The 20,396-nt window shown below is 39.9% G+C and carries 20 protein-coding genes; 9 read left to right on the forward strand and 11 right to left on the reverse strand.

Features of this window, described 5'->3' with window-relative positions:
* Positions 1 to 60: 60 nt before the first annotated feature.
* Positions 61 to 2,325 (reverse strand): M4 family metallopeptidase, encoded by a 2,265-nt coding sequence (locus tag KHS79_RS10335; protein ID WP_212718703.1) that lies wholly within the window; start codon positions 2,323 to 2,325, stop codon positions 61 to 63.
* A 182-nt stretch (positions 2,326 to 2,507) separates the two neighbouring features.
* On the opposite strand from KHS79_RS10335, the gene KHS79_RS10340 reads away from it, so the two are divergent.
* Positions 2,508 to 3,194 carry a class I SAM-dependent methyltransferase gene (locus KHS79_RS10340; RefSeq protein WP_212718706.1) on the forward strand — a complete coding sequence of 229 codons (687 nt, stop codon included), beginning with the start codon at positions 2,508 to 2,510 and terminating at the stop codon, positions 3,192 to 3,194.
* Between the two features lie 109 nt (positions 3,195 to 3,303).
* Here KHS79_RS10340 and KHS79_RS10345 read toward each other — a convergent pair whose 3' ends face one another.
* From KHS79_RS10345 to KHS79_RS10365, 5 genes are all read right to left on the reverse strand, one after another.
* Complete coding sequence (locus KHS79_RS10345) at positions 3,304 to 4,035, reverse strand: LutC/YkgG family protein (protein WP_212718708.1); 732 nt, start codon at positions 4,033 to 4,035, stop codon at positions 3,304 to 3,306.
* A gap of 17 nt (positions 4,036 to 4,052) precedes the next feature.
* Complete coding sequence (locus KHS79_RS10350) at positions 4,053 to 5,501, reverse strand: LutB/LldF family L-lactate oxidation iron-sulfur protein (protein ID WP_212718710.1); 1,449 nt, start codon at positions 5,499 to 5,501, stop codon at positions 4,053 to 4,055.
* A 307-nt stretch (positions 5,502 to 5,808) separates the two neighbouring features.
* Positions 5,809 to 6,561 (reverse strand): (Fe-S)-binding protein, encoded by a 753-nt coding sequence (locus KHS79_RS26085; protein WP_094787203.1) that lies wholly within the window; start codon positions 6,559 to 6,561, stop codon positions 5,809 to 5,811.
* A 120-nt stretch (positions 6,562 to 6,681) separates the two neighbouring features.
* Complete coding sequence (locus tag KHS79_RS10360; RefSeq protein ID WP_212718711.1) at positions 6,682 to 7,659, reverse strand: hypothetical protein; 978 nt, start codon at positions 7,657 to 7,659, stop codon at positions 6,682 to 6,684.
* Between the two features lie 183 nt (positions 7,660 to 7,842).
* Positions 7,843 to 8,592, reverse strand: a complete 750-nt coding sequence (locus KHS79_RS10365; RefSeq protein ID WP_212718712.1) for a substrate-binding periplasmic protein — start codon at positions 8,590 to 8,592, stop codon at positions 7,843 to 7,845.
* Between the two features lie 195 nt (positions 8,593 to 8,787).
* Here KHS79_RS10365 and moaB point away from each other — a divergent pair, with 195 nt between their 5' ends.
* The gene (moaB, locus tag KHS79_RS10370; RefSeq protein ID WP_212718713.1) at positions 8,788 to 9,330 is read left to right on the forward strand and encodes a molybdenum cofactor biosynthesis protein B; all 543 of its coding nucleotides are present in this window, start codon (positions 8,788 to 8,790) and stop codon (positions 9,328 to 9,330) included.
* Positions 9,331 to 9,428: 98 nt separating this feature from the next.
* Here the strand turns inward: moaB and KHS79_RS10375 are convergent, their stop codons facing one another.
* Complete coding sequence (locus KHS79_RS10375; protein ID WP_233468362.1) at positions 9,429 to 11,165, reverse strand: peptidoglycan DD-metalloendopeptidase family protein; 1,737 nt, start codon at positions 11,163 to 11,165, stop codon at positions 9,429 to 9,431.
* Between the two features lie 788 nt (positions 11,166 to 11,953).
* Between KHS79_RS10375 and KHS79_RS10380 the strand changes: the two genes are divergently transcribed.
* The gene (locus tag KHS79_RS10380) at positions 11,954 to 12,433 is read left to right on the forward strand and encodes a YfbM family protein (RefSeq protein ID WP_212718714.1); all 480 of its coding nucleotides are present in this window, start codon (positions 11,954 to 11,956) and stop codon (positions 12,431 to 12,433) included.
* A gap of 90 nt (positions 12,434 to 12,523) precedes the next feature.
* Here KHS79_RS10380 and trhA read toward each other — a convergent pair whose 3' ends face one another.
* Positions 12,524 to 13,141: a PAQR family membrane homeostasis protein TrhA gene (gene trhA / locus KHS79_RS10385; RefSeq protein ID WP_027708516.1), complete on the reverse strand. Its 618-nt coding sequence runs from the start codon at positions 13,139 to 13,141 to the stop codon at positions 12,524 to 12,526.
* An 831-nt stretch (positions 13,142 to 13,972) separates the two neighbouring features.
* On the opposite strand from trhA, the gene KHS79_RS10390 reads away from it, so the two are divergent.
* From KHS79_RS10390 to KHS79_RS10400, 3 genes are all read left to right on the forward strand, one after another.
* Positions 13,973 to 14,413, forward strand: coding sequence for a hypothetical protein (locus KHS79_RS10390; protein ID WP_027708515.1), 441 nt, complete (start codon positions 13,973 to 13,975; stop codon positions 14,411 to 14,413).
* A 1,026-nt stretch (positions 14,414 to 15,439) separates the two neighbouring features.
* On the forward strand, positions 15,440 to 16,024 hold the full coding sequence (locus KHS79_RS10395) for a DNA-J related domain-containing protein (protein ID WP_094787208.1): 585 nt from the start codon (positions 15,440 to 15,442) through the stop codon (positions 16,022 to 16,024).
* A 106-nt stretch (positions 16,025 to 16,130) separates the two neighbouring features.
* Complete coding sequence (locus tag KHS79_RS10400) at positions 16,131 to 16,424, forward strand: hypothetical protein (protein ID WP_027708512.1); 294 nt, start codon at positions 16,131 to 16,133, stop codon at positions 16,422 to 16,424.
* Between the two features lie 176 nt (positions 16,425 to 16,600).
* On the opposite strand, the gene KHS79_RS10405 is transcribed toward KHS79_RS10400, so the two are convergent.
* Positions 16,601 to 16,885: a hypothetical protein gene (locus KHS79_RS10405; protein ID WP_094787210.1), complete on the reverse strand. Its 285-nt coding sequence runs from the start codon at positions 16,883 to 16,885 to the stop codon at positions 16,601 to 16,603.
* A 155-nt stretch (positions 16,886 to 17,040) separates the two neighbouring features.
* Positions 17,041 to 17,943 (reverse strand): LysR family transcriptional regulator ArgP, encoded by a 903-nt coding sequence (locus KHS79_RS10410; protein WP_212718715.1) that lies wholly within the window; start codon positions 17,941 to 17,943, stop codon positions 17,041 to 17,043.
* A 146-nt stretch (positions 17,944 to 18,089) separates the two neighbouring features.
* On the opposite strand from KHS79_RS10410, the gene KHS79_RS10415 reads away from it, so the two are divergent.
* The 3 genes from KHS79_RS10415 (at position 18,090) to KHS79_RS10425 (ending at position 19,714) form a co-directional block, all read left to right on the forward strand.
* Positions 18,090 to 18,698 carry a LysE/ArgO family amino acid transporter gene (locus KHS79_RS10415; RefSeq protein WP_094787212.1) on the forward strand — a complete coding sequence of 203 codons (609 nt, stop codon included), beginning with the start codon at positions 18,090 to 18,092 and terminating at the stop codon, positions 18,696 to 18,698.
* Entirely contained in the window at positions 18,695 to 19,378 is a 684-nt protein-coding gene (locus tag KHS79_RS10420) for a B3/B4 domain-containing protein (RefSeq protein WP_212718716.1), read from the forward strand. Before KHS79_RS10415 ends, KHS79_RS10420 begins: the two co-directional genes overlap by 4 nt.
* A 165-nt stretch (positions 19,379 to 19,543) precedes the next feature.
* Positions 19,544 to 19,714, forward strand: coding sequence for a hypothetical protein (locus KHS79_RS10425; RefSeq protein WP_165773379.1), 171 nt, complete (start codon positions 19,544 to 19,546; stop codon positions 19,712 to 19,714).
* An 86-nt stretch (positions 19,715 to 19,800) separates the two neighbouring features.
* Here the strand turns inward: KHS79_RS10425 and KHS79_RS10430 are convergent, their stop codons facing one another.
* Entirely contained in the window at positions 19,801 to 20,274 is a 474-nt protein-coding gene (locus KHS79_RS10430) for a carbohydrate-binding protein (protein WP_094787214.1), read from the reverse strand.
* Positions 20,275 to 20,396: the final 122 nt, after the last annotated feature.

The following is a 20,396-nucleotide window of genomic DNA, read 5'->3' on the forward strand; positions in this document are numbered from 1 at the left end:
ATAGCGAACTACTTTATGGGGCAAAAGTACTAAGAGTAAGCGTTTATACGACTTTAATTTTTACTCATCATCAAATAATTCTAAGCGCCAATAGTTTAAAGTGCCGGTATAGCGTGAGAATACATCTTTCACATTGAGCTGCCAGATACCCCCTTGTTGCAAGTTATCTAGTTTTATTTCATAGCGTGCGTTGAGGTCTCGTTGGCCTTCTTGAGACATATAAGGTTTCAGTAAAAAGCGGTGTCCGTTTGGTGGTGTTACGCTGATTGCAATATCACCAATATCTGGATGAGTAATATCTACGGTTATTCTAGCGCGAATCACGGTATTACCTAAGCCTACTTTTATATCACTATTAACCCCCTCAAAATCTCGGTCAGGTATCGCAACAGAAGTATTATTGAGGTAGTCTATAACGCGCATTTCATAACTACCTTGGAGAGAGACCTGCTGGAAAGCCGCCTGTCCATAAAGCATTAGGTAGTAAGTACCAGTCTTAGGTTGATCAATTTGACAAAGTTCTTCATTGGTATTTTTAAGAGGACGGCAATCCCAAATAAAACGAGTTGGTTTGTCTTTATGGCGCATATAAAGATCGACGTTGCCAGTCCCGCCCCAAATTTTAAATATCAAATTATGCATGCCAAAGGGAACAGGCATTTGAAAAAATAAGGCTTGTTTTTTATCTGCTGATAGTCCTGATAGCGTTTTTTTATGTTCTATTTTAATGATGGAGTCATTAGGGGATTGGCAGCTAGCATTAACCCCCACTTGTGCAAATGCTGACTCAACATCATCAGCATTGAGTTGCAAGTCTTTTGCGGCTTGAACAACACCACAACCACCTTCATTGAATTTTGTTTCAGGGCGCCAGTAAAGCTGGTTTGCCAGCATAAAGGGGGTGAAGGCTTGGCGAACATCCCAGCCCGGAGTGGAGGCAAGTAAGTAAAATGCTTTATTAAAAACACCGGATGTATAGTGTACATCCAAACCCCAAGTATAATCATCAGCATGGTCGATAGAACGGCCATCACGTGTAGGGTCTGCAAAATAGCGTAAAGCACCTGAGGTCTTCGTTATAGTACCACCTACCATCCAGTCATTTTTTTTATTGAAGTAATACTCAGCGACTTCCCCTGCAATGTCTGAGTATGACTCGTTAATGCCACCTGGCTGTTTGCGATAAATTAAATTTGAGTGTTGCTCGGTAAAGCCATGTGCAACTTCATGGGAAACAACATCAAGGCTAACTAAAGGGTAAAAGGATTTATAACCATCTCCAAATGTTACATTACGTCCATCCCAGAAAGCATTTTCATAATGCTGACGGTAGTGAACCTGAATAGTTAAACGCATGGCTAAAGGAACAATTTTAAACCACTCTTCATACATGTTGAGAATGGTTGTGCCAAAAAAATGAGCATCGTTTAGTGGAGAAAAAGCACCATTAATGGCTTTATAGGTGTTATTAGCGCAGGGGAATTGATGCACCTTGCCACGTGCAGTATGGTGGTTGAGGTCAACGGTATCAATATAGGGACCTGTCATACGACAGTCGTCGCTTACAGTTAAGAAACCATAGTCTGACCCGTAGTGATAAATACCTGTTTTTTCATTACCTCCCGGTCCTGTTGCTTGGCGGGTAGTTAATCCTTGCCAATGGTCCAGAATGTCTTTACTGTGCGCACTAATAATGTAGAACGGTCGTTTTGGTTTGATTGTATGAGCCACAGGGGTATGAGCCATAAATGATACAATATAAACAAGTTGAGCTTGACCTTGTTTATCAAGATAAATGTAAAGCGTTGCTTTTTTATTAGTGATAAGTGTTGGGTTTCTTTCATTTCTTGCAGTATGTGAAGAGCTTTGATGAAGGAAGATATTTTCTGCCGCTAAGGCAATGTTGAGTGCTTCTGAGGATGAAAGTGAGGGTTGTACTGATTCTATATCTGATTGAATATCTCTCAGCAAAAAACCTGAAAAATTCAGTAACTGATTACGGTGGTTATAACTGGCAACAAGGTTTGAGTTCCATACAGGGATGCCTTGATAGTGTTGTTGATAGCGATGCTTTATAAGTTGTTCATTCACTTCAACTTTGGTAATCAGTTGTAAACTTTCTGATGACGTTAAATGAGTTAATGTCGCAAGTGATTGAGAGTCTGATGAATGGGTTATTGAAATAGATTCCATTGTGGCGCAGAATGTATTAAAACTGTACGGTAGTGCATAAATTAAGAGTATACTTAAGATTATTCGTTTAATTGTGCTGAAAGCACAGAAATGGAAGTGCGCATCATTAAGTAACATGTCGTATGTCTCCATGACAGATAGCGTCCTAGTGCTAATGACTGTAGACTTGTATTGGTAAGTTGCCAAATAACAAGCGTGGCTTATGATTCGCAGTCTAGTTAATGACCAGCAAAAAACGGATTGTTTTTAGTGTTGACCATGTATTGAGCTTAGGTATTAATTTGGATTACTTAAATAGAGCGATAAAGTAAATAATGAATAAAACGATTGGGAACAAAGTTGTTTCACATTGTCCAGTCTGTACTGCAGAAAGTTTGCAGGTTTATCATCAGGATAAATATCGAATTTATTTACAGTGTGTTACTTGTAGTTTTATTTTTGTGCCATCGGATTATCATTTAACGGCAGATGAAGAAAAACAGATTTATGACCAGCACAAAAATGCTATTTATGATCAAGGTTATCGACGTTTTTTATCGCGCGTAGTGGAACCATTAGTGCCTAAGTTAGCGGCTAATGGTCAAGGCCTTGACTTTGGTTGTGGACCAGGACCTGCGTTGGCAGCCATGTTCGAGGAGAGAGGCTTTGGAGTGAATAAATATGATTTATTTTACTACCCAGATAAATCAGTACTTAATCAAACTTATGATTTTATTACGGCTACTGAAGTCATTGAACATTTAGCTGATCCATTACACTACATTAAATTATGGTTGGGGATGTTAAAGCCTGGAGGTTGGTTAGGGTTAATGACCAAATTAGTGACTAATCAACAGGCTTTTACCCGTTGGCATTATATTCGGGATTTAACACATATCTCGTTTTTTAGCCCCCCAGTGTTTGAATATCTGAGCACTTGTTTGCCCATTTCATTTGAAATTATCGGGAGCGATGTGATTCTTGTTCAAAAAAAACGCACTATGGACATAAAGCCAAAATAGCCTGAAAAGCACCTATAGCTAAAGTCTACATAATAACCTTCGAATACGCCGTGAATCCTTCCTTAGAGGCTTGCTTGCCGCTTCCTTGCGGCACTGTGCTTGATGGAGATTACTCATTCTTTGTGTCATCTATTATAAAAACGGCAAGTACTTTGGGACCATGAGCACCATAGGCTAATGTTTGTTGAATGTCAGCGGTTTTAGATGGGCCTGATATAAATACGATATTTGATGGCATCTCTGAGGGCCAACATGTGTGGTTAAGCAGGGCATCAAAACTCTGAACAATTTGTTGGGTATAAAGTACGACAATATGAATAGGGGGAACCAGTGATAGGGTGCGTGGTTCAATGGGGGAGGGTTGAAGAACAAGTGTTCCCGTATCAGCAATTGCAGCTAGGCAGTTAGTGATGGCTGCATTGCCTTCATAAAATAAATGATTTTTCCACTGTTCTATTGGTTGTGCATAAGGCTTCATTGTGCGTGGAAATTGTGCAGTTGAGGGGGAGGTTGTGGTTAAAATGTGGTTAATATTTTCAGGAATGGGATCTCCCGTGAGTAAGCAATTAACTTTTTGTTGGTTAAGAAACGTTAAAAGCTGTTGTTGGCAGTCGTAAGCTTCCCCTAAAACAACATGAGCATGTGCTTTCTCTAATTGTTCTATCAATAATTTAACCTTATGCCCTGGGTTGGTGATTACCGAGGAATTTGATTTATCAATTGTTTTGTTATTTTTATCTTTATTATCTGTAATCGAATAAAGAGGTTGTTTGATTTTAGCCTGATGTAAACGATTAAGTATTTTGGTGCGTGCATCCATGACTTTATTTTCTAATGACATATTTTTTAATTAGCAAGTTATTTATTTTTTAGGCGCTGGTGTAATGTGCTTGAAGCGGGTCTTGGTGGTGTTCGATAGAGGGTCCAGCCACCTAACTGTCGAGGTAATAAAATACGCCACTTGGTAACTAAGTAGGTCATAAAATAATAGAGCTTAGGGTGACAGTTAATCCAACTCCACGTTTTCCAGATAAGGTGTTGTCCACGTGAATACTTTAGGCCTGTAATAGGCGTTGATTGTTGTGGAGTAGCCGTATGATTACAATGGTTCGTTTGATACTGTTGTGTGGCTTCTTGTCGCCATCGAAGTAGTAATTGTGGGATGGGAATGTTAACAGGGCAAACTTCACCACAAGCGCCGCATAAACTGGAAGCAAAAGGTAAATCAGCTGCATTATCTTGTGTTTCAAGCTGAGGTGCTAATATTTTACCGATTGGGCCAGGGTAAGTTGTGCCATAACTATGTCCTCCTACGCGGGTATAAACGGGACAATGGTTCATACAGGCACCGCAACGAATACAGCGAAGAGTATCGCGTAATGAGGCATCTTGCCAAAGTTTGCTGCGACCGTTATCTAACAAAATAACATGTACTTTTTCTGGGCCATCTTTTTCTCCCTTTCGTCGTGGTCCTGAGATCATGTTGATATAAGTTGTAATAGATTGTCCTGTAGCAGAGCGGGTGAGTAAACTTAATAGGGGGGGTAATTCTGTCAAAGAAGCAATGACTTTTTCGATACCCATCAGTGCAATATGGGTTTGGGGTAAAGTGGTACTCATTCTGCCATTACCTTCATTTTCAACCAGCACCAGAGTACCTGTCTCGGCCACAGCAAAATTAACACCGCTAATACCTACAGTTGCATTTTCAAAGCATTGTCTTAGATACTGACGAGCCTGCTGAATTAGGATATCTACATCATCTTGGTAGATACCAGAAATGTGTTCTTTAAATAGCTGTGCAATTTCTGCCTTGTTTTTGTGAATGGCCGGCATGATGATATGAGAAGGTGTTTCTTTGGCCAGCTGTACAATAAATTCACCCATATCGGTTTCTAAGCAGGGTATGCCTTGTTGTGCAAGGTATTGGTTAAGATGTATTTCTTCGCTCACCATCGTTTTGCCTTTTACCACAGGTGCTGGTGAGCAGTCAGGGTTTGAACTGGTGGTTTCTTTAATGAGTCGAGTGATAAGTTTATTAGCCTCATCTGGCGTTTCAGCCCAGTGGACTTGAATACCATTGTTAATTAACTTGGCTTCTAGTTGTAGCAATAACTGTGGTAAATCGGTCAGCGCAGCGGTCTTAATTGAGGTACCTTTTTGTCGTAAGGTTTGCCATTCTAGTGGGTCATTGAATTGTTGCTGACGACGCTTTATTAAATAGTCCATCGCATTACGGTAGCTGTGTTGTAACTCCTCATTTTGGAGCACAGAGGATGCTTTCATTTCGAATGGTGATGATGACATATACAAACGTCCTTTGTTGCAATAATCATTGAGCGCTGTGTTAGGGCCTGTTAACACTATTTTAATATCACTGTTATGGGGGTAAAAGCACTAATCTAGGCGCGAAGCGTGAAGTTTAGTGGTTCTAAATGAACAATGAGCAACAACGAGTAGTGCTTTTACCATCATAACCCTTCGGGCCGTGATTATTTTTCCACCTAGCAGCGTTACAAGTCACTTATGTAGAATGACTACACGGCATTCCTTGTGCCTTGCCAGGTGGAAAAATAGTCTACGGCAGTGGTGATTCAAATAGTGTTAACAGGCCCTAGGGTTTCCTTGACTGACATCGGTGCCGTAAAAAGCTGGCTAAATGTTCTCCCTGTAGTGGTGTTTTTTGGCGCTTTGCCAAGCAGCCATTAATGTTAAGTAAGCAAGCACAATCAGTACTGATAAGATGCTGAATATTGGTTGCCTCTAGTGCTTTACACTTATCATTAACCATTGCACCTGAAATTTCAGTAAATTTGACTGAGAATGTTCCACCAAAACCACAGCATTCTTCTTCATGAGCGGGTGATACCACTGAAACATTATGCAGTTGAGATAATAGCTGCTGACTACACTGGAGGGTATCCATCTCCCGTCGTGCACTACAAGCTGTGTGTAATGCAGCGTGTACTGGTTGACCATAGTCAGTGAGGGTAATTTTTAAGTGGTGATATAAAAATTCGCTAAACTCGACAATACGTTGGCTAAACCGGTGAGCTTGTATCGATTGAGGGTGATTATCAGGGAAAAGGTGTGTGTAATGATGTTTCATCATGCCTGCACATGATCCTGATAGTACAACAATTGGCCAGTTTTCTGGGAATGCTGCAATTTGTGTAAGGGCCACCTGTTGGGCTTGTTGAGGATAACCACTGGTATAGGCAGGTTGCCCACAACAGGTTTGTTCAGGGGGAAAATGAGCTTTGATATTGTATTGTTCTAGAAGTGTAATGGCATCAATACCGGCTTCAGGAAAAAATAAGTCAATGGTGCAGGTACCATAGAGATAGACATGTTCTGTCGTGGTCACTTAAAAACTCCTTTTCATAATTTACCACGATTTATACTTTGTGCTGAAAGCGTAGGGTATATCTTTCGGCACGAGTTATATAATAACGCATATAATGGCTGATGTAGATAAACAGATTAATCACTCGAGATTTTTTTTAAGGTGTGCAATACGATTGAGTAATCGATCAATTTCTTTTTTGCTGTGTTGAAAATGGGAAGATAAGTGAATCTTATAGTAGCTTAAATTCTCCAACTGTTGCTCTATGGTTTTAAAACTGTTTTCAACACTTTCTGTTGCCGATATTACGTTTTTTTCATTTGATGTTAGGTCAGAATCAATATTATTGATTAAAGCTTTATTAAAAGGAATATCCAGAGATTGTAGTTGGGTTGTAAGAGGGAAATCATTCTGTGTTGTTGACTTAGACTTTTTCTCGGAAGTTAATTGATATAAGTTGTTAACGGCATCGACTAAGCAGTCAAGCTCATCATAAGCTTTTGTTGGGTTTCGGGATAACGTTAAGGGTTCAATCAGTGTGGCATTTTCTTGTTCGTTAATGTAACGGGCAATCGTTATGATATGTTTGGTGACCAGCTGCCAAAAAACAATTAGCAGCACAAAAGCGACAATTGCAGTTTTGGTACAGTTGGATAAAAAAATAACAATAAGCTTCTCCCATAAGCGCCGGTAGGTTTCACTTAAGTCTGCTACAACGGTGAGTTTGCCGAGTTCGACTTGCTCTGAATTCCATGGCGTAATGGTTAGTGGGAATGTTTGTTCTGTTAAAAAACGCGAGGATTCGGGTCGTTGACCAATCACTTGTGTTGTATCACCTGACTGCTGTATTAGCTCGACCAAGACGACTTCAGGTATTTGTAGTAAAGACTGTAGTTGAGTATCAATCTGTTTTTCATCAAATGACCATAATGATCGATTAAGGTTAGGTAAACTTGACTTTTCAATTTGCAAAAATATTTTATTGACGCGCTGAATGTCTTCAAAGTAGTCGTAACTTAATTGAATAGCTGTGGTACCAACAGCAATCATGGTGCTTACGCTGATGACGACGACCAGTAGTTTGCGTCCAATTGGGCTATAAAACTTAAATTTTCCCATAGAGGTGGTTTTAATGCTTATTAGTGAACAACCTAGTTATTGCTAGGATAAGTTTATACCCTTCATGAATCATTTTCATGGGTGCTATCCATAGTGCTTATAAAACAACTGTAGTTACTATCGTTGGTTTTAACAGACTCCGCCACGCCTCGCGAAAAAACCTAAGCTTTGGGTATAATTATATTAATCTAACATATAAATCGTTTTATAAGCTTCCGTCCTTTTAAATGCTAAAATATTTTGACTAATATACTTAGCGTCCTGCTGTGGAACTGACTTTTTACTAAACATAAAATGTACTTTACCGCTTGAAACAATATAAGGATGTAGAGCAAGCTTGTCCCATACTCCTAAGTTGATTGCTCGGTATTTGAGGTTGTATACGTCTTGTAATGCTGCGTCAGCCCTCCCAGTTGCAACCATTTTTATTCCCTGAACGGTTTGTTTCACATCTATTAGTAACTCGCGAAACAATGGGTCAGACAATAGTCCAGCAAACTCTTCACCATAATATGAGCCAAGTCTGACAGCTAAGCTCATTTTTAACTTTTTGATGTCACTTAGTCTCTGAAGGGGCCATTGATGTTGTTCTCCCTTACGTATGATCATTCTCATTTGTTCGTCTCGATAGGGAGGAGAGTAATAGGCATACTGTTCGCGCGCTGCTGTTTTACTCACAGTAAGCATTAGGTCAATACTACCTTTTTTAAGTTCTATTAATGAGCGTTTAAATGTAATCAGCTTAATTTCGTAGAGGCAATTAGCTTGTTGAAGAACAGCATTTAGAAATGCGATATCTAATCCGACCAGTTGTTTATTTGGGTTGTAATAGCCATAGGGGGGATAAAGATCCCAACCGACAATAAGCGGTTTTTTTAAACACTGGTTTGCTGAGCTTTGAAAGCAAAGACTCAATAAAAAAAGCAGCAACATAATCCTCATATGAAATACCAAAGTAATTTCACTCCCCAAGCAAAAGACTAGTCTAAGTTGCTTCAACTGGCCTGTTAGTCTTTCGGAGGAAAGAGCTTTGTAGTTGTTAAAGACTCAAGTTATGATTGGGTATAAGTATTTTTTCGAGATTGACATTAATAATGGTTAATATCCGGCAGTTAAAGGTAATCAGATATGGGTAAACACACTCAAAAAGATTTTTTTCCTCTTTCTATTGCTATTTTGACGGTATCTGATACTCGAGATGAGGCTACAGATACATCAGGGCAGTATTTGGTTGATGCAGTAGAACAGGCGGGCCATACATTGCACAGTCGATGTATTAGCAAGGATGATATTTATCAATTAAGGGCTATTGTTTCTGGCTGGATTGCTGACAGCACTGTACAAGTTATCCTTGTGACAGGTGGTACTGGTTTTACAGAGAGAGATTCGACGCCTGAAGCGCTGTTACCCTTATTTGATAAAACAGTTGATGGCTTTGGTGAGCTATTTCGGCAAATATCCTTTCAAGAAATTGGTACATCTACACTACAGTCTCGTGCACTGGCGGGTTTAGCAAATCATACCTTAGTGTGTTGTTTACCTGGTTCGACTGGTGCTTGCCGAACGGGCTGGGAAGGCATTTTGAAGCAGCAGCTTGATGCTCGTCATGGGCCTTGTAACTTTATTCCACATTTAAACATGATGGCAGCAAAGTGTGATACACGACAGTAAAAAAACATTATTAGCTTAGGCTGAGCACTTTAATATAAAAGAGGGTGAGTTAGAGAAGGGTATAACGGCTGGAGGGAACCAGCCGTGAGTTTGGTATATTACTTCACATCATATGATGCCTTAACACTAATATTTTCATAGTTCGAATAACCATTAATCATGATGTAATAGCTGTTTGCGGGTGGTTTTTTGAGTGCGCAAACTTCTTGCTGTTGAATCATGTATGGTCGGCATGCCCAGCTTGTTAAGGTTGGTTTACTGCCTATTTTAACATATAAGTCAGCATCACCACTGCCATCGTCGAGTACAATGGAGAGATTTTTTGCATTCTGAGGTACTTTAACGACAAAGTATTTCTTTGCACCTTTTTTACCTGAAATACTCGTAACGGCCTTGCCATTTTGTAGAACATCGACATCAGGATCTGGGTTCGGGTTCGGGTTCGGGTTCGGGTTCGGGTTCGGGTTCGGGTTCGGGTTCGGGTTCGGGTTCGGGTTCGGGTTCGGGTTCGGATTAGTGTCAGGAACACCTGGATTACTTATTCTGGACCAGGCGCAGTAACGCTGTCCATGTCCTTCCAGCCAAAAGTAATTACAGTCGGAGTCGTAACTGTCCCGCCCGGTATGTACTTTATAACCGGAAAGCTTTGCCCCATTTAAGTGTATAAAGCTACCGTTGTGTTTTAAGCTAAAGTGTTGGTGTGGCCCAGTAGACATTCCACCATTACACAGCGCTTGTGGTTTATTATTTGCGTAATTTGCCAGTCGCTGATTGCGCTCAACAGTTTGGCCACTGTTAACAACGACATTGCCAAGGTGGTAGTAAGTGGTGGACCACCCTCCTTCATGAACGACCTCAACAAAGCACGATGAGTGCTTTTTGACCTTTCCACCTGCTGAAGCAGTAACCCATTTGTTCGAAGTATCAGAACCCCAGCTACCTCCATTATTTAAATCCAATGAGGATTGAGGGTAGCTACCACTCCCGGTATTGGTATGACTACCGCCAATACGCCAGTATTCACCTTTTGGGTAAGGAAGTTGTAAAAGGTTATCTGGTGGTAGTTGGGCAAAAGGATAACTGTTGTTATTGGGGTTGTTGGTAAAAAATTGTGCTGAATCGGGTGCTGTGTTGGCTTGTTCAATTGGGGGGAAAAGCCGCTGATACGTCTGATAGAACTGACCTGCAGTTGGGTGGGCGGGTGCGCTATCCATTACGTCATCAGTAATAATGATGGCATCATCTTGTTCTGTTGCATTATCCTCTTTGGGGGTAAATTTAATTGATTGTTGTGACTGATCAAATAACGTTTCAATAGTGGAAAATGGTTGTGGGTGATCTTCATTACTGTATGTCGCAATGCCTTCTTTTTTCTGCTGGTGAAGCGTTTCTATATGCTGATAATGTATTTTTGCTAATTTGATAGCAACATCTTTTACTTGGTTTGAAAAGTTTTCCTCTTGGGAGAGGATGCCCATGGGGTTATTTAATTGTTCACTTGAAAGTGTTTTTTGAGAGATAATACGTGTTTGTGTTTCCATCAATGCGATCAGTACTTTAGGACTAATACTGCTGTAGCCACTCCAGTGTGAAATCGTTTCAGCGTAGTCTATTAAATGAGGCGCATTTTGTTTTAAGTAGCCCTCAATATCAAAGTTGAACATTTCGGTATGGCTATAAAGAAGCTGCGCTTCGCTAAAATGATTTGTCTGAACAAATTGGGCAAATTGTGCTTCATCAGCAATTAACTGTGGTGTATTGATCACGCTAAAGGTACATAGTATACCTAAGGAAAGGGTGGATAGTTTCCGTTTATACTGCTTGTGACTACTCATAAGCGGTTGAATCCTCTTTTCAAAATGCATGTCAAGTTAATGATGCGATGTTGATATCAATAAAGTGTGATTTTGTTTTTGTATTTTTGAAATTGAGATATTGCACGTAATAGTATGAATAAATAGTTTATTAAAGTATGTGCTTGTCAGCGCTTGGTTATTAATGTGCCTATTTAATAGGGGGTACCTCTAACTAATAACTAAGCTGCAGCTACAATCTTTAACATTTTTATTTTTTGTATTATCACATTTGGTGTACGGTGGAGCTAAAAACTGGTTAACACAATGATTGTTTTTAATAAACGTATTCAAAAATGAGGAGTATTTAGTTGCTTTGTTGGCACGGGTTGGCAAATTTATTGTAATATACTCAAAATGAAGGGTTTATTGTTGGGCTAACTTGGTTTGCAATGCTTGAGTGGGTATGTGAAACAGGTGCCAGTAGCACTGTAAACTGTAAGTAGTAGAGATTAAGGAGGGGCTTCTTCTCTTTAATAAAAGGGGTGGCTGTCAATATGAGCGAAAGATTATTGAAGTAAGGCTCATGCCGTTATTTTCCCTTAGAATAAAAAGTTACTTTTTATTAATTACTTCACGCTCATTTTTCTAACATATAACACTCGCCTAAGCCTTATCCATGTATTATTGTTTTATAATGGTTTATTGATCAGGGAGAGTGGGCATAAATCAAGAAAAAGCATTGCCACCATATACCCTCAGTGAAGGTTTTTTATACCCCAAGGGCACAAGGGGGTATCTGTTAAGTGATGAAACCTTAGGGTAATCTTATGAGTATGAACGCCTATTTTCGCCGGATGTCTTATGGAACGATTCATAAATTATTAAGCTCCCCAGAATGGCTGCCTCGGGTTATTTTTACGGAGTGTGATAAAACGACATTAGATATTGATAAATCCTGGCATATAATCCACTACTTGCTCTGTGGGTCAGCGCAGACAACCGATGAACTGATTAGTGAAGTAATATTGGGTGGGAGGCCAATATCTGCAGATGACCTGGGTTGTGGACCCGCACGTTACTTTGAACCACTTAAGGTGGCATTGATAGCCGATGAATTAGCCCCTATTGACGCGAAACAATTGATGCGTCATTACTCGGTAGGTAAGTTTTCGCGCGCAGGTATTTATGGAAAGTGTTCTGATGCGGTAGATGATATATCCTTTATCAGTTGTAACTTTGACTCTCTAAAAGCATTTTATATAACGGCTGCACATAATAAAGAAGGAATTATCACTGTTATTATTTAGCGAATACTCACCTGAAATATTACACAGTTCTTTTCGTTTGGGTCTTTTAGTATATAACATAAGTATTAACATTCACGCTGAATCTGACTTTCAGGCGACATAGATTAATACTGTACAATAATGAGCAATACTTCCTCCTAACACAAAGCAGTGCCATATTCCATGAAAGTGTTTAATACGCTCATCAAATGCATAAAACAGAATACCTGTTGTGTAAAGTAGTCCTCCAACGAGCAGCCAAACAAAACCAGATGTTGATAGGTGAGTGAGCAGGGGGTCTAAAGCAATAATAGCTAACCAGCCCATGACAAGATAAATCACAATGGGTAAGACCCGCTCTCCTTTCTGTGGCCATAAGTCAATAATAATACCCAAAATAGCCAGCCCCCAGACTACCCCAAACAATGCCCAACCCCAGGGACCTCGTAGGGTGATTAGTGTAAAGGGTGTGTAGGTACCTGCAATAAGTAAATAGATGGAGCTATGATCCACTTTACGCAGGATATTTTTCAAACGTCCACTTGTACTGTGGTAAAGAGTGGAAACCAGATACAGTAAAAATAAGGTTGAGCCATAAATACTAAAGCTGACTATTTTCCAAGGATCACCTTCTTCAGAGGCGATAAGAATAAGGACAACGAGTCCACAAAGTGCAGCACAAGCGCCAATAAGGTGCGTAATGCTATTAAATCGTTCACCTTTATACATAATCTACAAACCTCGAACCCAGAATAAACGAATACTACTGCTTGAAGCTTTGCGATATAGAAGTGAGTAAATTAGCATTGATTGTTAACCTCACTAAGTATAGAAAAAGTTACATTTCATGCAGGGCTTAAAAAGATTAAAGCTAGCTACCTGAAGTTGCCAGCGAAATTTAAGCAAGTTTTGGCCCAAAATCTGGTCATATCATTGATAGATTGCTTCACATGAAGGCACAGCTAGCACCTTCAAAACAGCTGAAACTGCTATCATTAGTCTTAACAGACCAGACTAGCCCCGCTAAAATCCTTCACGGTAGTTATAGTAAGTCTTGGCATAGCTTTTCTTGTTTTTAATGCCATCTTTTATATAGACAGCAAAACTTGTTGGTTAACTCCTCTGTTGGCAATATTATTGAATCATGATGTTGTTTTTTAATGAGCTATAAACTATTTTGCTTTTTTGTAAAGTGTCAGTTTGTAGTCTGGAGTAGTATGCACTAAGTGGTAACTAAGTGGTAAAAGTACAGGGTACAAATTGATGGTATGTTTTATACACTGTTTATGGCAAAAGGTTTGATGTTGTGATAAAACACCAACATTGCACTCTCTAAAGGGCACAGATGTTGGCTTAGCAAAAAAACACTATGTGTCGCCTTTTCTTCAGCTTATGGGTTATTACCCTTTTAAAGTTTAAGGTTTTGAGGGGAAGGTGAGGGCGCCTTAAAGCTAACGACATATACGGTCAAGAGTATGTTAAGCTTTAGTGTTAAACAATACTACTTACAAGCGATTTGTAAATACATCCCAAAAGAAGATAGCGATTGAGATTTCAAAAATGAGTTACCATACTATTGGTTTAGCGGTTGATTTTAATACCCCTGCCTATCGTGACTTTGCTTTGAAAGTGCTTACAGACCCCTATGATACAGAGCAATTCGAGCCATGGGAGGTAAAAGCATTTAATGCACTTGATATGATGGCAACCCCAGACTTGGTTGTTGCTGATGGTCGTTTTTCACTTTTTGTTGTATGGGAAACGATTTCTGCTGAGCCTGATGATATTGCCCAATATTTTGCGGAGGCGGCAGGTCAAGTTCAACGCCTTTATATGTTAGGTGATGCTTCTCAGTCACCTGACGAAGAAGGTTCATTTTATATTAGTCAGGGTGATGGCTGGCGAGTACTAAAAGCAGGAGAGTTTAAAACAGTAAGTGAGTTTGGCCAGGAAGATGACCCTCGCGCTATCTTAAAAGTGGTGAAACAGCCACTAAATTAGTCAATTCTAAGCGCTAATGTGCTTTCCTTCTGCGATAAATAGTAAAACGGCAGTTGTGATTTATAAGTGAGTAACTTTTTACTGCTTGAATATCACTAAGCCTACTATTTTTCCATCATTTCCATCAGCTGGTTTGCAGTAATAGGGCAAACCAGTCATCAGTGACTTAAAAATATGCAATATGTGGGGTAGGAGTGATAAGAATACCTCATGATAAGTTATAACTTAAAATTATATTTTCTATGAGGTTAATAGTGTTTGATCATCAAAGGCACTATTTTGGTTTAACTGTTAAGCATAACTGTCCAGTCCAAAACACAGCACTCCAAATAAGCAAAACAGGTAAAGTATAAAGTTGAGTTATTAGATGTAAGTTGGAAATAACATTACTTAGCGGGTAACAATAATATATCGCTTTAGAGCATTGCGCTTTGGCAGACATTGATAGTGCAAAAAGTGTACTGCACATTATCATAATGAGGCTTGGAGTAACCCAGAAGCGGTTCAGCATATGGGAGAAGTTGGCTGTTGTATGTTTGAGCTTACGCCAATAGAAAAAGCTGCAACCAATCAGTATGGTGATAAGGGTAACAAGGTGTAAATTGTACAAGATAAACTGTTCTATTATGTTGATTATGACATTCATATGATTGACAGCACTAAGTGTTGGTAATAAAGCAGCAATTTTTGAATGAAATCAGCTACTACTACTTAAATGCACAGATGAAACACCTTAGCTATGACTTTTGGCAACACCTCATAATGGTATTGAGCCAGCTTGAGGGTGCTTTCTCTGTGATGCCCCAGCCGTTAAAAGGACGTTTTTAAAACAAGGGGTTAGGTAAAAGATTTATACCTTTTTAGTGATAATAGTTCAGTGAAGTGTTTCCCTAACCTAAAAATCTTCGGGTATGGGTATATACTCATTTTAAGTGAGATAGCGGTACGATAGAGTACTTAAGGTAAAGGCCTTAGTTCTTTAGCTGTACTTCATTTTGTAACATTTAAAAGCAGTGTTTAAGTTTGATGTTGGATAACCCGCTCAAAGCAACTATTCAAGCAATTTTACACCAATGCTCAGGTCCAATATCGGAGCATCAGTTGATTAGGGAATTAAAAGCACGTCAACTGATAACGGATACCTCTTCGCTGGATAATTTGTATTCTGTTCATTTTCTTGTGATGAATGCACTTTATCAATTACAAACTGAGCTATTGGATCATGAGTGGTATTTGTCTATTTCACCATTGGAAATCCATTTACTGCGAGTATGTGCTGTTTCGCAGCATAATGCCCTAGCTAACGGCTCTCATGATTGTTTGCTTAGAGAGTATTATTTAGACTGGCGCAATTTAGACACTATGAGCCACGAAGGTCTACAACAGTTGATGGATCAGTTTTGGCGACGGTTTGCTGCTTGGGATCAGCGTTCAGACGCACTAATCGTGTTGGGAGTTCCTAGTACGGCAAAGTGGGAGGAGATTCAGTTGGCTTATCGAAAAAAAGCAGCGGAACTTCACCCTGACAAAGGCGGTGACCCAGGACTCTTTCGTGAAGTTCGTACCGCTTATGAAATGCTTGCCAAGTCCTATAAAAAAGGAAAGTGCTAATAAGCCAGTCTTATTATTATACCCAAAGTGTAGGGTATATTGTGACCGATATGTCGTTTATGGATAACAGCGATGTTATTTAAAATTGTATTGTAGGAGTGGAAACATGGACCAGAATGCTGAAGATGCAGGTATTATTGCTGCACTGATTGAGCGGTTTGATAAGCAGCGCTTGCCTAGGGCTCTGTCGATTAAAGAACGAGTCGACCAGGGTGAACGGTTATCAGAATATGATATTGCTTTCTTGGAAGAAGTGTTTGCGGATGCCAATGAAATGCGAGGCTATGTTGATCGGCACCCTGAATACCATGATTTAGCTGCCAGGGCCGCAGCATTATATAAAGCAATTATGGATAAGGCGCTCGAAAATGAGAAAAAAGATACCAGTGGGCAAGAATGAGTGTGAAAAATACTGATGTACTGCCTGTGAGGGCAATCAAATCAACATAAGCGTAAAGCATTATTTTAAGTGGGCCAAACTAGCCCACTTAAAATATAGCGAAAAAACTTTCTGGCTAATAACGTATTTTCTGATAAAAGTATAATTTACCCTTCACTGTGGGCATAATGACCTCTTTATTGGTTCATACTTCCAACACGACTAGCGGCATCTTCCAGTAGTTTAACAAGGTTTTTATCGCTGTCTTTAGAGCATAAAACCTCACCAATGGATACGCCATTTTCTAAAAATAATTGAGTGCAGACACCTGTTACTTTGTCTGTATTAAAATAATAAGCTTTGCGTAGTTCATTTGCTGCATTCATCAAAGCATCTGCGGCTTGCTCTGAGTTGGACATATTGTTGGCTAAGGCATGTGAACTAATGGCTGTCAATAAAAGTGCTCCAATAGCTTTTAACATAAAACAATCCTTGTTTAAATGATTAATATTTTGGTCTTTAGTACATTGCGTACAGCGAGATGTTTATAACAAACATTAAGCGTAAATTCAAAGAATATAGTTTATGGCTAAAAATAATAGTGTCGTTTTTCTATGCGATATGATTAGAACACTCGCTATTTTTTATTAATAAGAAAAAGATGCGCTTGTTTTTTTAATGATTTTGTCAGCAGTTTAATAGCCTGTGAAGGAGTGTGCCATGTGTGCCAGTATAGTGAGCGAGTTTCATAGTGTTGGGGGGTGAGATTAATTAGTCTACCTGTTTCAATAGCAGAGCTCACTTGCATATGGGGTATCAGTGCATACGCAATACTATTTTCTACTACTGCAAGAAACGCATCTGAAGAGGGAATTAGGTGTGTGGGATAGTTTACTTGTGGTTCACCAAAAAACTGGATAAGAAAGTCCTCGTGCAGCGTGTCAAACTGGTTAAAAATAATTGCAGGCGCTTTTTGGGTATTAGCAAGTGTAAAACCGTCTTTAAAATAGCGAGCAATAAATTGAGGGCTGGCTACACAGTAATAATGGATATCACCTAAATAATGAGTTTTGCACCCAGGTAATGGTGTAGATTGGCAACTAATACAACCTGCGACATCGCCACGCTTAAGTAGTTGCAGTGCTCTTAGTTCATCTTCGACTTGAATAGAAAGCAGGATGCGGTGTGACGCTAATAATGACTCAATACATGGCAAAAACCATGTAGCAAGACTGTCAGCGTTGATTGAGATATTAATTGGTAGAAAGGGGTTTTCACCTTCAAAAATATCAAGTTCTGTCAATAACTCTTGTTCAAGCAGCTGGACCTGTTGAAGGTGACAGATTAGGCGTTGGCCTCGTGCTGTCAGTTGCGGAGGCGTAGCTCTTATTAATAGAGGTTCTCCGATACGTTCTTCTAATTGTTTTATGCGCTGAGATACCGCAGATTGAGTGATAAACAGTTTCTGAGCGGCTTTCTCAAAGCTTGCAAGCTTGGCAACCCAGGCTAAGGCTTCTATTAGCTTATAATCGAGCTTCATAAAGAGGATCTCCACACCACATATAAGTGAGTATCTTTACCTCATTATAAGAATTACTAATGATTATTTAAATTAATTAATTTCACTTATATAGGTCATATTGCTACTGTTACTATTGTTATCAAGCATTGGTGTTGAGGTAGATAATGTGGTTTCCATTTAGTCAGGGTTTTGCAATTGGGCTAGGAATGATAATTCCAATTGGTGCGCAAAATACATTTGTGCTTAACCACGCTCTAAAGCGACATTACCCTTTCTCAGTCGCGCTTGTGTGTAGCTTGTGTGATGCCGTTTTGATCTCAGTTGGAGTAGCAGGGGTTGGTAGCTTATTAAGTCAACATACAGGGATCATATTACTAGCCAAATATGTTGGTGCTGCTTTTTTACTTTGTTATGCCGGGTTTGCTTTGCTAAAAGCATGGCGTAATCAGTATGAGAGTACTGGTGTAAGTGAAAAAAATACTTCCAGTTCTGTGGTTAAGGTGATTTTAGCGACACTGATCATCACCTTAGTTAATCCACAAGTTTATTTGGATACATTAGTATTTCTAGGCAGTTTGGGTGCGCAATATGCTGATGATGGGCGGCTGGCCTTCACGAGTGGCGCGGTTGCGGCTTCTTTTGTCTGGTTTTTTAGCTTGACATATGGGGCGTCATTTCTTGCCACGAAGCTCCACCAGCCGAAATATCAGCGGGGCATAGATGTTGTAACAGGTTGTATTATGTTCTGGTTTGCGGGGTATTTAGTGTTATGACCAATTTATACGTTGCCCAAGAAATTTGGCAACAGTGGCCTAAGTTGCAGCTAGGCGTTGTTAAAGTGTCTGGTATCAATAATGAACAAGCGTCAGCCGCAACGGCTAACTATTTACAGAATGTTCAGCAATCTGTAGCAAGGCAAGTGCAAGAGGTAACACTCAGTGAGCTACCTGAAGTCGCCGTATGGCGTGAGGCATATCGTTTGTTTGGTGCAAAGCCAAAACGTTATCCCTGTAGTTTGGAGAATCTTTTACAGCGAATAAAGCGTGAGCAATATCCTCGAGCGATTAATCCTTTAGTGGATATCTATAATATTATTTCGCTGCAATATCGTGTGCCTGTGGGAGGGGAAGATATAGCAAAAATTAAAGGTGATTTATGGCTGCGGTTTGCCACTGAAAATGAGGCATTTATTCAACTACTGGGTGAGGCCGAAGCAAAAGCGCCTAAACCTGGTGAGGTCATTTACAGTGATGATGTTGGCGCTGTATGTCGGCGTTGGAATTGGAAGGAAGCTGATAGAACTAAGCTGACCCCTTCCACTACTGACGCTATTCTCGTGGTTGAGTCATTACAGGAAGCATCTCTCCAGCCTTGCCTTGAGGCTTTGGTAAACCTACTCTCAGAATATTGTGGTGGAAAGGCTGAAACGACACTGCTGACAGCGCCTGCTTAACATTAGGTTGATAGCAATAACTAATAAAATAAGACAGGTTGATATATAAGTAATAAGCATGAGTAGACCCATAGCTGAAAGTGGCTTACTATAACCGTTGACGATAGGATCTATTGACATTTGAGAGTAAAGTGGTGGTAAATACTGCTGACGGAGGGCAAATTAATGCCAAAAGACAATGTAATCACGTTCTCTACAGCTAAAGGCCCACATGTTCATGCCCGTAAGGAAGCCAAAGTAAAAGCGATTCGTCAGCGCTTCGAAGACTGTTTTCCTTTAGCATCTAAAGCGAAGAAAAAGCGCAAGAAAAAAACTAAACAATTAAAAAAGCATTAGAGGATACTAATGCTTTTTTAATCTGCTGTAATCACCACTTGATTGGTTAGTTCTTATTTCCTTGTTAATCGTTTTCTAACATGTTGTTAGTAAATGGGTCGCCAAGGTCCCCACCGATCTGATCCGGGTTCCTCTCCCTGTGTCCACCACTTTGCTTGATAGCTGACTCCCCGATAGTAAACGCTTTGGCCTTGTCGGTAAGACTGATGAGGATGCCATTGAGGCTCAATGCGTAACGGCCGAGGAGGGGGATAATTGACATTAACGTTGACGTGCTGTGAGTAACGAGGCTCATTATAGTAGCCAGTATCGTAGTAGTGGTGTTTTCTAAAATGGCGATGTCTTCGATGATGTTTGGGGCGCCAGTGTCCACAGCGCCGATGGTGGCGGTGTTGACGATAGTGGCGATGGTGTACCTCTACCACCCTGGGTGGATGGTGATATCCACTTGAAAATGAAACGTTTCCTGAACGAATACTTATTTCCAGTGCTTGAGATGCTGACGACAAAAGGGCGCTAGCTATGGTGGCACTTATACATAGTTGTTTAATGTGGCTCATATTTTAACCTCCTCGCGTCCTGTCTATGTACGTCAAAAGCAGTATTGCGATAGGACGAATAAGGTATACCCATTGTGCTTTACATTTGGTGCATAGTCCTTGGTGCAGAGCTTTAAAAAGGT

Origin of the sequence: Zooshikella ganghwensis (assembly GCF_018263875.1) — a bacterium.
GTDB lineage: Bacteria > Pseudomonadota > Gammaproteobacteria > Pseudomonadales > Zooshikellaceae > Zooshikella > Zooshikella ganghwensis.

Coding starts and splice junctions, on each gene's coding strand:
- KHS79_RS10345 (WP_212718708.1), bottom strand. CDS start 4,035: ATGTCATTAGAAAATAAAGTCATGGATGCACGCACCAAAATACTTAAT.
- KHS79_RS10380 (WP_212718714.1), top strand. CDS start 11,954: ATGAGTATGAACGCCTATTTTCGCCGGATGTCTTATGGAACGATTCAT.
- trhA (WP_027708516.1), bottom strand. CDS start 13,141: ATGTATAAAGGTGAACGATTTAATAGCATTACGCACCTTATTGGCGCT.
- KHS79_RS10395 (WP_094787208.1), top strand. CDS start 15,440: ATGTTGGATAACCCGCTCAAAGCAACTATTCAAGCAATTTTACACCAA.
- KHS79_RS10430 (WP_094787214.1), bottom strand. CDS start 20,274: ATGAGCCACATTAAACAACTATGTATAAGTGCCACCATAGCTAGCGCC.
- KHS79_RS10420 (WP_212718716.1), top strand. CDS start 18,695: ATGACCAATTTATACGTTGCCCAAGAAATTTGGCAACAGTGGCCTAAG.
- KHS79_RS10415 (WP_094787212.1), top strand. CDS start 18,090: ATGTGGTTTCCATTTAGTCAGGGTTTTGCAATTGGGCTAGGAATGATA.
- KHS79_RS10410 (WP_212718715.1), bottom strand. CDS start 17,943: ATGAAGCTCGATTATAAGCTAATAGAAGCCTTAGCCTGGGTTGCCAAG.
- KHS79_RS10360 (WP_212718711.1), bottom strand. CDS start 7,659: ATGGGAAAATTTAAGTTTTATAGCCCAATTGGACGCAAACTACTGGTC.
- KHS79_RS10365 (WP_212718712.1), bottom strand. CDS start 8,592: ATGTTGCTGCTTTTTTTATTGAGTCTTTGCTTTCAAAGCTCAGCAAAC.
- KHS79_RS10400 (WP_027708512.1), top strand. CDS start 16,131: ATGGACCAGAATGCTGAAGATGCAGGTATTATTGCTGCACTGATTGAG.
- KHS79_RS10390 (WP_027708515.1), top strand. CDS start 13,973: ATGAGTTACCATACTATTGGTTTAGCGGTTGATTTTAATACCCCTGCC.
- KHS79_RS10375 (WP_233468362.1), bottom strand. CDS start 11,165: ATGAGTAGTCACAAGCAGTATAAACGGAAACTATCCACCCTTTCCTTA.
- KHS79_RS10335 (WP_212718703.1), bottom strand. CDS start 2,325: ATGGAGACATACGACATGTTACTTAATGATGCGCACTTCCATTTCTGT.
- KHS79_RS10425 (WP_165773379.1), top strand. CDS start 19,544: ATGCCAAAAGACAATGTAATCACGTTCTCTACAGCTAAAGGCCCACAT.
- KHS79_RS10405 (WP_094787210.1), bottom strand. CDS start 16,885: ATGTTAAAAGCTATTGGAGCACTTTTATTGACAGCCATTAGTTCACAT.
- moaB (WP_212718713.1), top strand. CDS start 8,788: ATGGGTAAACACACTCAAAAAGATTTTTTTCCTCTTTCTATTGCTATT.
- KHS79_RS10350 (WP_212718710.1), bottom strand. CDS start 5,501: ATGTCATCATCACCATTCGAAATGAAAGCATCCTCTGTGCTCCAAAAT.
- KHS79_RS10340 (WP_212718706.1), top strand. CDS start 2,508: ATGAATAAAACGATTGGGAACAAAGTTGTTTCACATTGTCCAGTCTGT.